This is a genomic window from Herbiconiux flava, from assembly GCF_013409865.1.
GTDB classification, from domain to species: domain Bacteria; phylum Actinomycetota; class Actinomycetes; order Actinomycetales; family Microbacteriaceae; genus Herbiconiux; species Herbiconiux flava.
The window spans coordinates 1,149,777-1,161,883 of sequence record NZ_JACCBM010000001.1; the positions used below are offsets into that span (position 1 = coordinate 1,149,777).

General features: G+C 69.9%; 12 protein-coding genes. 11 read left to right on the top strand and 1 reads right to left on the bottom strand.

Annotated features, from left to right (window positions below; all coding sequences use genetic code 11):
* Positions 1-89: 89 nt before the first annotated feature.
* The 5 genes from BJ984_RS05425 (at position 90) to BJ984_RS05445 (ending at position 4,670) form a co-directional block, all read left to right on the top strand.
* Positions 90-1,475 carry an ABC transporter substrate-binding protein gene (locus BJ984_RS05425; protein WP_179547165.1) on the top strand — a complete coding sequence of 462 codons (1,386 nt, stop codon included), beginning with the start codon at positions 90-92 and terminating at the stop codon, positions 1,473-1,475.
* Positions 1,465-2,481 carry a carbohydrate ABC transporter permease gene (locus BJ984_RS05430; protein WP_179547166.1) on the top strand — a complete coding sequence of 339 codons (1,017 nt, stop codon included), beginning with the start codon at positions 1,465-1,467 and terminating at the stop codon, positions 2,479-2,481. The genes BJ984_RS05425 and BJ984_RS05430 overlap by 11 nt, the downstream gene beginning before the upstream one ends.
* Positions 2,478-3,311: a carbohydrate ABC transporter permease gene (locus tag BJ984_RS05435; protein ID WP_179547167.1), complete on the top strand. Its 834-nt coding sequence runs from the start codon at positions 2,478-2,480 to the stop codon at positions 3,309-3,311. The genes BJ984_RS05430 and BJ984_RS05435 overlap by 4 nt, the downstream gene beginning before the upstream one ends.
* 76 nt (positions 3,312-3,387) lie before the next feature.
* Positions 3,388-3,678, top strand: a complete 291-nt coding sequence (locus BJ984_RS05440; protein WP_179547168.1) for a hypothetical protein — start codon at positions 3,388-3,390, stop codon at positions 3,676-3,678.
* 11 nt (positions 3,679-3,689) lie between these two features.
* Positions 3,690-4,670 (top strand): alpha/beta fold hydrolase, encoded by a 981-nt coding sequence (locus tag BJ984_RS05445; RefSeq protein ID WP_179547169.1) that lies wholly within the window; start codon positions 3,690-3,692, stop codon positions 4,668-4,670.
* Between the two features lie 31 nt (positions 4,671-4,701).
* Here BJ984_RS05445 and BJ984_RS05450 read toward each other — a convergent pair whose 3' ends face one another.
* Positions 4,702-5,595: a MurR/RpiR family transcriptional regulator gene (locus BJ984_RS05450; protein WP_179547170.1), complete on the bottom strand. Its 894-nt coding sequence runs from the start codon at positions 5,593-5,595 to the stop codon at positions 4,702-4,704.
* A gap of 208 nt (positions 5,596-5,803) precedes the next feature.
* Between BJ984_RS05450 and BJ984_RS05455 the strand changes: the two genes are divergently transcribed.
* The 6 genes from BJ984_RS05455 to BJ984_RS05480 all read left to right on the top strand — a co-directional run bounded on the left by BJ984_RS05455 (position 5,804) and on the right by BJ984_RS05480 (position 12,095).
* On the top strand, positions 5,804-7,360 hold the full coding sequence (locus BJ984_RS05455; protein WP_179547171.1) for an ABC transporter substrate-binding protein: 1,557 nt from the start codon (positions 5,804-5,806) through the stop codon (positions 7,358-7,360).
* Positions 7,361-7,437: 77 nt separating this feature from the next.
* The gene (locus tag BJ984_RS05460) at positions 7,438-8,412 is read left to right on the top strand and encodes an ABC transporter permease (protein ID WP_218869977.1); all 975 of its coding nucleotides are present in this window, start codon (positions 7,438-7,440) and stop codon (positions 8,410-8,412) included.
* A complete protein-coding gene (locus tag BJ984_RS05465) occupies positions 8,409-9,296 on the top strand; it encodes an ABC transporter permease (protein ID WP_179547172.1) in 888 nt (295 codons plus the stop codon). The genes BJ984_RS05460 and BJ984_RS05465 overlap by 4 nt, the downstream gene beginning before the upstream one ends.
* Complete coding sequence (gene murQ, locus BJ984_RS05470; protein WP_179547173.1) at positions 9,293-10,228, top strand: N-acetylmuramic acid 6-phosphate etherase; 936 nt, start codon at positions 9,293-9,295, stop codon at positions 10,226-10,228. Before BJ984_RS05465 ends, murQ begins: the two co-directional genes overlap by 4 nt.
* An 11-nt stretch (positions 10,229-10,239) precedes the next feature.
* On the top strand, positions 10,240-11,475 hold the full coding sequence (locus BJ984_RS05475) for an anhydro-N-acetylmuramic acid kinase (RefSeq protein ID WP_246306433.1): 1,236 nt from the start codon (positions 10,240-10,242) through the stop codon (positions 11,473-11,475).
* The gene (locus tag BJ984_RS05480; protein ID WP_179547175.1) at positions 11,475-12,095 is read left to right on the top strand and encodes a GNAT family N-acetyltransferase; all 621 of its coding nucleotides are present in this window, start codon (positions 11,475-11,477) and stop codon (positions 12,093-12,095) included. The genes BJ984_RS05475 and BJ984_RS05480 overlap by 1 nt, the downstream gene beginning before the upstream one ends.
* Positions 12,096-12,107: the final 12 nt, after the last annotated feature.

Sequence of the window (12,107 nt, forward strand, 5' to 3'; positions counted from 1 at the left end):
AGGAGAAGCGGTTCTAGCGTTTCTCTCGGTTCCAGGGCCGGAGCCCGGTGCGACAGGTCGTGCCGCGATCGACAGCGACGAGGGCGACGATGGACAGCGCACGGAGGGCATGGGCCGCGACCGCGGTCGTCACGGGGATCGCACTGGGGCTCGGCGGCTGCGCCGTCGGCACCGGCGGAACCGCGAAGCAGGACGACACCGACTACGACTCCTCGGCGGCCCTGGAGGGCGAGCTCACCGTGATGGGCTTCGGCGCGGGTGACGAGGTCGCCACCGCCCGGGTCGATCTCACCGAGAAGGAGCTCGACAGCGACGTCGACGTCGAGCTGATCGAGGGCGACCTCGACATCCAGCAGTTCCTCTCCTCGGTCGCCTCGGGCCAGCCGCCCGAGCTGCTCTACGCCAATCGCGACCAGATCGGCTCGCTGGCCGCCCGCGGCGCCCTGCTGCCGCTCGATGCCTGCATCGCCGGCGAGGGCATCGACACCGGGCAGTACCGCGACACGGCACTCGCGCAGGTCACCTTCGGCGACGAGATCTACGGCATCCCCGAGTTCAACGGCATCCAGATCACGATGGCCAACAGCGACCTCCTGAACGCGGCCGGCCTCACGCTCGGCGACGTGAACGGCAGCGACCCCGCCGCCGTGACCGCGGCCAGCGCGGCGCTCGCGAAGCCCGATGCGAACCCGCCGGTGATCGGCTACGACAGCAAACTGCCGGAGTTCCTGCCGCTCTGGGCCAAGGCGAACGGCGCCGACCTCATCTCGGAGGACGGCCGCACCGCCCAGCTCGACGACCCCGCCGTCGTCGACGCGCTCGAGTGGGCGGTCGGCATCTACGACGCCCAGGGCGGCTTCAGCTCCGTCAAGGCCGTGCGCGACTCGGCCGACTTCTTCGGCTCGGGCAACCAGTTCGCCACGAACGTCCTCGGCGCGATGCCGATGGAGCAGTGGTACCTCAACGTGCTGAACGACGTCTCGCCCGACGCCCCGCTCGTCTTCGACACCGTGCGCGACCGCCAGGGCCAGCCGCTCGCCTACGCCAGCGGCTCGGCCTGGGCCATCCCGGCCGGCAGCGAGAACACCGCGGCGGCCTGCCGCTGGGCGCGGGTGATGACGAGCGTCGACGCCTGGCAGGCGGCGGCGGATGCCCGGCTCGCCGCCCGGCAGGAGGAGGGCAAGCCGTTCACGGGCATCCTCACCGCGAACGTCGAGGCCGACGAGGCGATCCGGGCGATGGTCACGTCGGGCGGCGAGCCCTGGGACTCGGGCGTGACCGCGATGTACGAGGCCAACGACCACACCTTCTCGCTGCCGGCGAACCCGGCCGACGCCGAGTTCAAGGCGGCCTGGCAGGACGCGGTCAACCGCGTGCTGAACGGCCAGCAGGAGCCGCAGGAGGCGCTCGCCCAGGCGCAGGACGAGGCCCAGAAGGCGCTCGACGAGGCCTGGGCGACGCTGGATGGCGAGTGACACGACGGCCCGCCCCCGAGCGAGCCGCGACGCAGGCGGGGTCGACGGCAGCGCCGCCGCCGGTCCCGCACCGAAGACGAAGGCCGCCCCGATCCGCCCGAGCCTGAGGCGGGCGCGGCGCCGCAACCTGGTAGCGGCCCTCGCCTTCCTCTCGCCCTGGATCGTCGGCTTCCTCGTCTTCACGCTCTGGCCCCTGATCTACAGCGGCTACCTCTCGCTGACCGACTACGACGTCATCAACGATCCCTCGTTCGTCGGCCTCGACAACTACGCGCAGCTCTTCGCCGACCCCAAGGTGGCGCTCGCGCTCGGCAACACCCTCTTCTACGCGGTGCTGCAGATCCCCGCGTACGTGATCGTCTCGCTGGTGCTGGCGGTGCTCCTGGATCGTGCCGGGCGCGCATCCGGATTCTTCAGGACCGTGTTCTTCCTGCCCAAGATGACCCCGCCCGTGGCCATCGGCGTGCTCTTCCTGCTGCTCTTCAACGGCCAGAACGGCCTGGTGAACGGCGCGCTCGGGCTCGTGGGCATCGACGGGCCGGCCTGGACGACCGACCCGGCCTGGGTCAAGCCCGGCCTCATCCTGATGAGCCTCTGGACGGTCGGCTCGTCGGTGATCATCCTGCTCGCCGCCCTGCGCAGCGTGCCCGAGGACGTGCTCGAGGCCGCTCGCCTCGACGGCGCCAACGGCCTGCAGGTCACCTGGCGCGTGACCGTGCCGCTGATCAGCCCCGCGCTGTTCTTCATCGTGATCATCAACACGATCAACGCGCTGCAGACCTTCGACGAGGTGTACACGGCGTTCTTCGGCGGCGGCAACACGACCTACAGCAACGACGCCGCGCTGTTCTACGTCATCTACCTCTTCCAGCAGGCCTTCGAGTTCCTGCACATGGGCTACGCCTCGGCGCTGGCCTGGCTGCTGTTCGTGATCATCATGGCGATCACGGTCGTGCAGTTCGTGGTCTCGCGCAAGGTCGTCTACTACGAGGGGGGCGAGCGATGAACCGGCGACGGATGCGCGGCGTGCCCCTGGGCATCGCCCTCGTCCTGGTGTCGGTGGTGTTCCTCTACCCCTTCGTCTGGCTCGTCAGCGCCTCGTTCAAGCCGCGCGGCGAGGTGTTCGACAACGCACTCATCCCGAAGACGTTCACCCTCGAGAACTACGTGACCGTCTGGCAGGAGGCCCCGATGGCGCTGTGGCTGCTGAACACGGTGCTCGTCACGGTGCTGGCCGCGACCGCGGTCACACTCTCCAGCGCTCTCGTCGCCTGGGGCTTCTCGTACTACCGCTTCCGCGGCCGCGGCGTGCTGTTCGCCTTCGTGCTCGGGTCGATGATGCTGCCCGGGGCGGTCACGATGATCCCGACGTTCCTGATCTGGAACTCGCTCGGTGCCGTCGGCACGCTCGTGCCGCTCTGGGCGGGCAACCTGTTCGGCAGCGCGTTCTACATCTTCCTGCTCCGGCAGTTCTTCCTCGGAGTGCCGCGCGACTACTTCGACGCGGCCCGCATCGACGGTGCCGGCCACTTCGGCATGTTCTGGCGCATCGCCCTGCCGCTGTGCAAGCCGGCGCTCGTCGTCACGTTCCTGTTCGAGGCGCAGGCCGCCTGGACCGACCTCATGCGCGGTCTGATCTACCTCCGCGACACCTCGACGTTCACCATCCCGCGAGGCCTCAAGTCGCTCGTCGACGCCTACGGCTTCGGCGGCGAGTGGCACTGGGAGATCATCGTCACGGCGTCGGTGATCACGACCGTGCCGATGATCATCCTGTTCTTCCTCGGTCAGAAGCAGTTCGTCAGCGGCATCAGCACCTCGGGCCTGAAAGGCTGAGCGAGCGGATGCGCGGCCGGCGCTCCTCGTCGGCCGCGCCCGTGCGGCAGACGGGTGCCCGGCATACGGTGAGGGCATGGCACTCGAACTGACCGACACCACCATCGAGCACCGCGGCTCGAGCTACGCGCTCAGCGGCGGCCCGACAGAGTGGGCCATCACCCGGGCGGGCACGCCACTCGGGCACCTCGTCGTGAAGTCCTCCGCCGGCGAGGAGGGCGAGCCCGTCTACACGACCCGCCTGCTCGACGGCGCGGCCGGCAATCTCGAGGGCACCGACTGGGAGCAGGTCGTGCGCGGCCACCTGAACGAGTTCGACCCCGAGATCGCCGACCCGACCTCGGACGTTCCGAGCGCCGGCGGCTGAGCCGCACGCGGATGGTGGAGCGCGGAGGGGACCCGAGTGAGCCGAACACCTCGATCGAGGTGCGGCGCGTCGAGCGCGGCGACGTCTACGCCCGGGTCTCGACGATCGGCTCGCCCGGCGGCCGCGCCTTCGTGCTCGTGGCCGGCCTCGGCGTCGCCGCCACCTACTTCGAGCGGCTCGCGCCGAACCTGAACGAGTTCGGACCCGTGCACGCGCTCGACCTGCCCGGGTTCGGCGGGGTCCCGCATCCGCCCGCCGCGATGAGCATCGAGCAGTACGCCGACCTCGTCGAGGCGGTGATCGACGAGCTCGACCTCGACGACCCGGTGCTCGTGGGTCACTCGATGGGCACCCAGATGGTCGCCGAGGTCGCGGCCCGTCGGCCCGACATCACGACGGTCGTGCTGATCAGCCCCGTCGTCGACCCTTCGGCGCGGCGGCTGCCGATGCTGGCGTTCCGCTTCCTGCACGCCGCCTGGCACGAGCCGTTCAAGGTCAAGCTGCTCGCCGTGGGCTCGTACCTGACCTGCGGGCCGAAGTGGTTCCTGCGGGTGCTGCCGGCGATGATGCGGTTCCGCATCGAGGACCGCTTCCCGCGCATCCGGGCCGCCACCCTGATCGTGCGCGGCGAGCACGACGCCGTGGTATCGGAGGCCTTCGCCGAGTGGGCGGCCACGCGCATCCCGTTCGCCTCGACCTGGGAGATCGGCGGCGCCGCCCACTCGGTGATGCACCAGCACGCCGAGGGCGTGGCCCGGCTCTGCGTCGAGTTCGCGCGGGCGCCCCGCGACACCGACGGCCTGCTCAACCGCATGTCGCACGAGGCTGCCGAGACCCCCGAGCCGACCCACGCGAGCCCGGCGCTCGCGCTCAAGGCGCTCGGCGGGCGGCTGCGCGAGTTCGTCGGGGTCGTGCGGCGCGACGACCGGCTGATCGCCGAGGGCAAGAGCGAGCACGCCGAGGCGATGGCGGAGGAGCAGGGCGAGCGCTGACGCGTCTTCTCCGCGGGTTGTCCCCGTCTTCTCAGCCCAGAGTTCGCTTGCGCAGTGCGGTGTAGGTCTCGCGCAACGCGTCGACCGAGCGATCGAACGAGGCCTGCGCCACGCCCGTGAACAGGCAGTCGATCACCATCAGCTGCGCGATGCGGCTGCCGAGCGCGCCCGAACGGAAGCGGGTCTCGCGAGCCGCGGTGGTGAGCACGACGTCGGCGCCGCGAGCGAGCGGCGACTCCGAGAAGTTCGTGACCGCGACGGTCGTGGCTCCCGCCCCGGCGGCGAGGCTGAGGAACTCGGTGGTGTCGGTGGTGGCTCCGGAGTGCGAGATGGCGATGGCCACGGCCCGGTCGTCGAGCACGGTCGCCGCGGTCCACGCCGCGTGGGCGTCCGGCCAGGTGATGGCCGTGCGGCCGATGCGGGTGAGCTTCTGCTGCAGGTCGAGCGCGACGACCGAGCTCGCGCCGACCCCGAAGATGTCGATCCGTGCGGCTCCTGCCACCGCCGCGACTGCGGCACGCAGCGACTCGATGTCGAGCGTCTCGACGGTGTCGGCGATCGAGAGGGTCTCGTTCAGAGCCACCTTCGACACGATGTCCTCGAGCGTGTCGGAGCGGTCGATGTCCCCACTGACGGAGTTGTAGGCGCTGCTCTCGACGGTCTCTCGAGTGGCCTCGCGAGTGAGATCCATCCGCAGGTCTTGATATCGGGTGTAGCCGATACGACGGTAGAACCTCACCACCGAGGTCGGCGACACCTGGCAGGACTCGGCCAGCTCCGCGATCGACAGCGCGGCGGCGTGCGCCGGGTCGGTGAGGAAGGCCTCGGCGACCCGACGCTCGGACGGCCGCAGCCCTGGCATGGCGGCGCGCATCCGCACCAGGACGGTGCGGGGATCGGGGCGCTCGACGGCCTCGTTCTTCATCCTGCAGCTCCTCGCGGGTCGGTGGAGGCCACATTACTGGCAGCCGGGGTAAGCAATTTACGGAAATCAGTTACAGAGCCGAAACATTTCTTGTAACTTTGTACCCTACGGTTGGTTCAACGTCGACACCGTGGCCCGATCGGGTCCGTCGGCAGCCGCCCCACTGCCCCACATCACACGTCCGATCAGGTAATCCAGGGAGTTCAACATGTCACACGGTTCCCGAGCCGCACGCTGGCTCGCCGCAGGCGCTGCCGCGGTGGCCCTCTCGGTGATCGCCAGCGGTTGCACCGCCGGCGGCACCGCCAGCCCCTCCACGAGCGGCGCATCCTCCAGCGATGGCGCCCTCGTCGTCGGCGTCACCAGTGACCCCGACACGCTCTTCCCGTGGAAGGCGACCCAGTTCCAGTCGGTGAACGTTCTGCAGAACATCTACGGCACCCTCACCGAGTTCGACCAGGACCTCAACGTCGTGCCCGGCCTCGCCGAGTCGTGGGACGTGTCGGAGGACGGGCTGACCGTCACCTTCACCCTGCGCGACGGCGTCACCTTCGACGACGGGAGCGCCTTCGACTCGGCAGACGTCAAGTACTCGCTCGACACGATCAAGGAGGAGGCCACCGCCGCAGTCGCGGCGGCGACCCTCACCTCGGTCACCACGGTCGAAGCGCCTGACCCCACGACAGTGGTGCTGACCCTCGCCACACCCGACGCCGGGTTGCTTGCCGGCCTCGCGAGCGTGAACCTCGCGATCCTGTCGTCGGACGACACGGAGGAGTCGCTGAACACCACGCCGAACGGAACCGGCCCCTTCGAGTTCGACCAGCGCACGGCCAGCCAGTCGCTCACGCTGTCCCGCTTCGACGAGTACTGGGGAGACCCGGCCACTCTGGCTTCAGTTGAGTTCCGTGTCATCCCCGACGAGACCTCGATCGTGTCGGCCCTGCAGTCGGGCAACGTGCAGTTCGCGGTGTTCGACGATCCGCTGGTGGCCCAGACCGCCGAGACCGGAACGGTGACCGTGGAGGAGACCCCGCAGTTGAGCTACCACGCGCTGCAGCTCAACGCGAGCCGCGACGTGCTCTCCGACGTCAACGTGCGCCTCGCCATCCAGTGCGCGATCGATCGCGATCAGGTGCTTCAGACCGCGGCGCTCGGCGAGGGCGAGGTGACCGGCCCGATCACATCGCCGGCGTACAAGTCCGACCCTGACGCGCGGCCCTGTCCCACCCGCGATCTGGACAAGGCGAAGGACTACCTCGACAAGGCCGGCCTCTCCGGCGGCGTCACCATCGACACGATCGTGTCGCAGGGTGAGTACGCCACCAGCGTGAACGAGGCCCAGAACCTCCAGTCGCAGCTCGCCGAGGCCGGCATCACGCTCAACCTCGAGGTGCTCGAGTCGGGTGCCTATGTCGACCGCTGGGTCGCGGGCGACTTCGACGCCGCGGTCGCCCTGAACGGCGGGCGACCCGACCCCGACGGCATGTACGGCCGGTACTTCACCAGCACCGGCAATCTGAACAAGGTGGCCGGCTACAGCTCGCTCGAGCTCGACGCGCTGTTCGCCGAGGGCAAGGCCACCGCCGATCCGGATGCCCGTAAAGCCATCTACGACGACGTGTCGAAGCTGCTCGAGGACAACGCCGTGTGGATCTGGATGTTCACCAGCTACACCTACACGGCAACCGACTCCTCGGTGCAGGGCTTCCAGCCCATGGCCAACGGCTCCCTGCAGTACCTGCGCACCACGACCGTCGGCTGATCCACGCTCGGCTCCCGGGGCGGCGGGCCCGATCCGTCGCCCCGGAGACCGCCGCCCCGGAGGGGAGAAAGGCTTCCATGATCCTGCAGAGAATCATCCGCAACGGCGCCGTGCGCCGGGTGGTGCAGGCGGTGCTGACCCTGCTCGGGGTGGCCGTCTTCGTCTTCATCATGCTGCGCGCGATCCCAGGCAACCAGATCACCGCCGGGCTCGGCACCGAGGCCGCCGCGCTCACCCCGTCACAACGGGCCGCACTCGAGTCGTACTACGGACTCGACCAGCCGCTCGTGCTGCAGTTCTTCAGCTGGCTGGGCAACATCTTCACCGGCAACCTCGGCTTTTCGTCGCGGGCGCAGCAGAGCGTGCTCGATCTGATCACGGCCGCTCTGCCGGTGACCATCGAGCTGGCGATCATCTCGATCGTGCTCGCGCTCGTGATCGGCATACCGCTCGGCATGCTGTCGGCTTCCAAGCCCGACTCCGTCCGCGACGGCGTCGGCCAGGTGGTGGGCCTTGCCGGACTGTCGGTTCCGGCGTTCCTGCTCGGCACCACGCTGCTGTCGGTGCTGGCATCGACGTTGGCGTTCAACCCGAACGGCCAGACCTTCGCACCGCTGCTACAGAATCCGGCCCTCAACCTGCAGCAGATGCTGCTGCCGGCCTTGGTGCTCGGATTCGGCATCGCGGCGCCCATCATGCGCACGGCGCGCACCGCGCTGCTCGAGGTGCGCTCGCTCGACTTCGTGCGAACGGCCAAGGCGAAGGGCGTCCCACCGCGACGCCTCGCGGTGAAGCACGTGCTCGGCAACGCCATGGTGCCCATCGTCACCATGACGGGCCTGCAGTTCGGCTACCTGCTCGGCGGTGCCGTGGTCGTGGAGCAGATCTTCTCGCTGCCCGGCATCGGTCGCCTGGTGCTGCTCGGCATCCAACAGAAGGAGTACGCCCTCGTGCAGAGCACCGTGCTGGTGATCGCGCTCGTGTTCGTGATCGTGAACCTGCTCACCGACCTGCTGTACCGGGTCATCGACCCCCGGGTGCGTGTCGCATGACCGGCGTCGTGGAGACCGCCGGCATCCCTCCGGCGACGAGCGCGAGGGGCGAGCGGCTGCGCGCCATGCTGCGCAGCCCCAGCGCGGTGGCGGGTCTTATCATCTCGGCCATCTTGGTGCTGCTGTCACTGATGGCGCTGTTCGGGCTCACCCCTTACGACCCGGTGGCACAGGACCCGCCGTCGCGGCTGCAGCCGCCGAGCGCCATGCATTGGTTCGGTACCGACCAGTTCGGCCGCGACATGTTCTCGCGTGTCGCCGCCGGGGTGGCCAACTCGACGGTGATCGCCGTGGTCGCCGTGACCGTGTCGGCAGTCGTCGGCACCGCAGCCGGTGTGGTCTCCGGCTTCTACCGGGGTATCTCCGACACCGTCATCGGTGGGATCACGAACGTGCTCTTCGCCTTCCCTCCTCTGCTCCTCGCCCTGTCGCTCGCCTCAGTGTTCGAACGCAACTGGCTGACGGTGGCGGTCGCGATCGCGATCGTCTACGTGCCGATCTTCGTTCGCGTCACGCGCGGGCCCGTGCTGTCGCTGCGGGAGATCGACTTCGTGCGCGCTGCGACGAGCACGGGCATGCGGCGATCGCGCATCATGCTGCAGCACGTGCTGCCGAACATCACGTCGATCATCATCGTGCAGGTCACCCTGTCGCTGTCGTGGGCGGTGCTGACGGAGGCGTCGCTCAGCTTCCTCGGTCTCGGAACGCCGCCACCCGCGCCCTCGCTCGGCTCGATGATCTACGACGCCCGAACCCTGCTCTCCATCGCGCCCTGGACGATGATCGCGCCCGGAGCCGTGCTGGTGCTGCTCATCGTGGGCCTGAACCTGCTCGGCGACGGACTGCGCGACACGCTCGACCCCCGAAACAGAGGAACCCGATGAGCTCCACCGGAATCGACCGCGACGCGACAGGCCGCCTCACCACCGAGGCCGTCGACCCGCGCTACGCCGACATCGACCGGCTGCCGATCGCCGAGCTCGCCCGGCTGATGAACGAGGCCGACACCACGGTGCCGGGTGCCGTGGCGGCCGAGCTGCCCCACATCGTGCCCGCCCTCGAGGCCGTCTCCGAGCGGATGGCCGGGGGTGGCCGTCTGGTCTACGTGGGCGCAGGCACCCCTGGCCGCATCGGCGTGCTCGACGCCTCGGAGAGCCCGCCCACCTTCGGCACCTCTCCCGAGCAGGTCTTCGGCATCATCGCCGGCGGCCCCGGCGCGATCGTCTCGCCGATCGAGGGCGCGGAGGACGATCCGGAGGCCGGCCGCCTCGCGGTCGCTGAGGCCGGAGTCGGCCCAGGTGACAGCGTGATCGGCATCGCGTCGAGCGGCCGGACACCCTTCGTGATCGCGGCCGTCGAGGAGGCGAGGCGCCGCGGTGCGGTGACCGTCGGACTCTCGTGCAACGCCGACGCCGCTCTCAGCCGCGCCGCCGAGTTCCCGATCGAGGTGGTCGTGGGTCCCGAGTTCATCAGCGGGTCGACACGACTGAAGGCCGGCACCGCGCAGAAGCTGGTGCTGAACATGTTCTCGACCATCGTGATGATCCGGCTCGGCAAGACCTACGGCAACCTCATGGTCGACGTGCGCGCCACCAACGACAAGCTTCGGGCCAGGGCGGTGCGCATCGTGGACACGATCACGGGTGCCGGGCCGGCCGAGTCGGCGGCGGTGCTCGAGTCGTCGGGCTTCGACGTCAAGGCCGCCGTGGTACGCATCGTGCGCGGGGTGGGGCTCGACGAGGCCCGCCACCTGCTCGACGCTTCCGACGGGCGTCTCAGACGCGCGCTCGAGGCCGGCGAGGAGGTCACCTCATGAGGGTGATGGGCATGATCTCGGGCACCTCGCATGACGGCATCGACGTGGCGGTGGTCGACATCGACGAGCCGTCAGGCCCTCCGGCGCAAGAGCCGCTCGACAGGTCGGCCGTCGACGGCGCTCCTCTCGTGCTGACGGCCCGGGTGGTCGCCGCCGAGAGTGCACCCTACGAGCCGGTGCTGCGGGCGCGCCTGATCGCCGCGCTGCCGCCGGCGCCGACCACCTTCGCCGAGATGACCGAACTCGACACTCTGATCGGGCAGGCGTTCGCCGCCGCGGCGCAGGAGGTCGCGGCCGGCCTCGACGACCCGGTCGACCTCATCTGCTCGCACGGGCAGACCGTGTTCCACTGGGTGGAGGGCGGCCGGGCGCTCGGCACCCTGCAGATCGGTCAGCCGGCGTGGATCGCCGAGGCGCTGGGTGTTCCCGTGGTCTCCGACGTCCGCATCCGCGACATCACCGCCGGTGGGCAGGGTGCGCCGCTGGTGTCGTTCCTGGACGAGCTGCTGTTCCGACAGGTGCCAGGCCGGGTCGCGGCGCTCAACCTCGGAGGCATCTCGAACATGACCGTGCTCGCTCCGGGCGAGCCTCCGGTGGCCTTCGACATCGGCCCGGCGAACGCGCTGATCGACGCGGTGATCGTGACCAGGGCCGCTCATCCCCGCGGCTACGACGAAGACGGAGCTATCGCGGCAACCGGGACTGTCGACCGGCTGCTGCTCGAGCAGCTGCTCGCCGAGGACTACTACGCGCTGCCGTCGCCGAAGAGCACCGGCAAGGAACTGTTCAACGCCGCTTACGTCGATGCCGCTCTGAGGCGGCGCGCGGCGCCCCTCACGACACCTGACCTGGTGGCGACGCTCACGGAGCTCACCGCCGTCACCGTCGCCGACGCGGTGCGGGTCCAGGACGTGAGCACCCTCGTGGTGTCCGGCGGAGGCTGGCGCAACGGCACCCTGGTGTCCCGGCTGCGGGAGCTGCTGCCCGGCGTCACGCTGCGGGCCACCGACGAGTTCGGAGCGGCGAGCGACGACAAGGAAGCCATCGCGTTCGCCCTGATCGGCTGGTGCACGGCGCACGGGGTGCCGGCGAGCGCTCCTAGTGCGACCGGGGCGAGGCAGGCGCGGGTGCTCGGCACCATCACGCCCGGTTCGGGGCCCTTGCGACTGCCCGAGCCGGTCACGACGCCGCTCGGCTCGATGTCGCTGACGGATGCCCGGGTGACGGACGGCGGGTCGGGGCGCTGATGGCCACCACTCTGAGGCAGGGGACGGCCGCGGATCTGGACGGCGTCGTGGCCGTCTTCCTCGACTGCTGGCGCACGAGCTACGCGACCGTGCTGCCGGCGCGCGTGCGTGACTCCATGACCGAGGCGTCGGCGCGCGAGCTGTGGCGCACCGCTTTCGCACGAGCGAGCGACAGCACCGTGCTGGTGGCGGTCGAGGGCACCGTCGAGGTAGACACAGCGGTCGCCTCGTCCACTCCTGGCTCCCCGGCGGGCGCCGTGCTCGGGGTCGCCCGTTGGTCGCAGCAGGTCGGCTCGACGCGCGGCGACGTCCATTCGCTCTACGTGTCGCCTCGCGCCCAGGGTCGAGGGCTCGGCACCGTGCTGCTCGACGCCGCGGTCGCCCGGCTTGCCGCGTCCGGTGCCGAGGTGGCCCGGCTCTGGGTATTCGAAAGCAACCGCGCCTCCCTCGACTTCTACCGGTCGCGCGGCTTCGCCTTCGACGGACGCCGCCGCACCGAGGCCGCTTACGGAGTGTCCGAGCTCGGTCTCTCCCTGCCGATCACCCAGCGTGCGCCGGCTACGGCTGAGGTTGCGTCGGCGCGCACGACGAAAGCCGGCACCGCGGAGGCAGGAACGTGAGAGGCGACGACG